We start from the raw sequence: 1,677 nt of genomic DNA, 5'->3' as shown, positions 1-1,677 counted from the left end.
AGCCCAAGCACGCAGGAACCACTTCCGGCGACGCTTGCGCCTCCAGGTCCTACAGATCTAGCCATGTAGTACTAGTCGGCGAGTGCCGGTCTGGTGACGATGTCGTCGGCGAGCGGCGCGACCGTCGCGATGATCTGGTCGACCGTCGGGTCGGGTACGCCCGCTCCGCGCAGCGCGTCGACGAGGTGTCCCGCGACGAGGTCGAAGTGCTCCTGTCCGATGCCGCGTCCGCGGTGCACGTCCTTCATCGGGGCGCCGGTGTAGGTCATCGGCCCGCCGAGCGCGGCGCCGAAGAACTCCACCTGCCGGCCCTTGAGCCGGGGCAGGCTGGTACCGACGAAGAAGCCGGAGAGCCGGTCGTCGGCCAGGATCCGGACGTACAGGTCGTCGACCACGCTCACCAGCGCCGCCTCGCCGCCGATCGACTCGTAGATGGTTGCCTCTGCCACGGTCACTCCTTCGCTGGGACACCTCGTCGTGCGGTCCATGACAGGGCGCGGCGGTTACGTCACCGTCAATCGGCCGTAAGCGGGATGAGACACTCCGTGCACAAGCGCCGGCCGCCCGCCGTGAGACCGGGCATATGGGGCGCGTCAGAACATTGAAAATGCGCCTAATTCGGCCGCGCTTACGCTTACCCGGCGCTCGCCGGCACGATAATGCGTCGATACGCGCTTGCGTTAATGCGATGAGCATGTGCACGATGCCGAATGTCGGAAAAGGCCAACACCAGAGGCGATTTCATGCGCGAACCGCGCCGGTGGCCGGGGGCGACCGGCCCGTCTTCGCGTACGCGCCGGAACGGTGCGCTCCGACTGGCCACACCGTTCGCGGTCGCCGCGCTGACGGCCCTGGTCACGGCCCTGACGACCACTCTCGACGCGTTCAAGCTGCCGCCTTTCGCGCGGCTGGCGATCGTCACGGGCGGGTCGGTCCTCGCCGGGCTGATCGCCTTGGTGTCCCAGCGTGAGGTGCGAGATTCCGTACGCGAGCGGCCGACGGCCGTCGGCGGAGCCGTCGCGCCCGCCCAGTTGCCTCCGGTGATCGCGCATTTCACCGGGCGCACCGATATTTTGGCCAGACTTCATCGGGTGTTCACCGAGGAAAGTGCGGGCCGGAGGGCGCGAGAATGGAGTGGGTGCGTCGTCGTCTCCGTGCACGGGCCCGGAGGCGTCGGAAAGTCGGCGCTGGTGACGCGGTTCGCCCACGAGGTGGCCGGGCGCTACCCGGACGGCCAGCTCTACTGCGACCTCCGCGGCGCCGGTGACGTGCGGGTACGGGCCGAGGACGTGCTGACCGGCTTCCTGCTCGCCCTCGGCGTCCGGCTCACCACCGACCCGGGCGGCCTGGCGGACCTGCAGAAGCTGTGGTGGACCTGGGTGAAGGGCCGGCGCATCCTGATCTTCCTGGACAACGCGCAGTTCGCCGACCAGGTCCAGGCGATCGTGCCGCCCGAGGCCGGCTGCGCCGTGCTCGTCACCTCGCGGCAGCCGCTCTACCTGCGCAACACCCTCGACGTACGGCTGCAGCAGTTCACCGAGCCGCAGGCGGTCGAACTGCTGGCCCGGCTGGCCGGCGACGACCGCGTGGCCGCCGACGCCGAGGCGGCCGTACGCGTCGCGGCCCTGTGCGACCACCTGCCGCTGGCGGTCAGCATCTGCGGCGGGCGGCTGGCCG

General features: G+C 69.9%; 2 protein-coding genes. One reads left to right on the top strand and one right to left on the bottom strand.

The features are described from left to right. Window positions 1–71: 71 nt before the first annotated feature. Window positions 72–449, bottom strand: a complete 378-nt coding sequence (locus tag ACFFNX_RS49365) for a group I truncated hemoglobin (RefSeq protein WP_378213401.1) — start codon at window positions 447–449, stop codon at window positions 72–74. Window positions 450–743: 294 nt separating this feature from the next. Here ACFFNX_RS49365 and ACFFNX_RS49360 point away from each other — a divergent pair. Continuing rightward, a partial coding sequence (locus ACFFNX_RS49360; protein WP_378213400.1) for an AAA family ATPase occupies window positions 744–1,677 on the top strand: 934 nt, incomplete at its 3' end.

This window comes from Actinoallomurus acaciae (assembly GCF_042429965.1).
Lineage (GTDB): Bacteria > Actinomycetota > Actinomycetes > Streptosporangiales > Streptosporangiaceae > Actinoallomurus > Actinoallomurus acaciae.
This window is presented reverse-complemented; position numbering and strand designations above follow the sequence as displayed.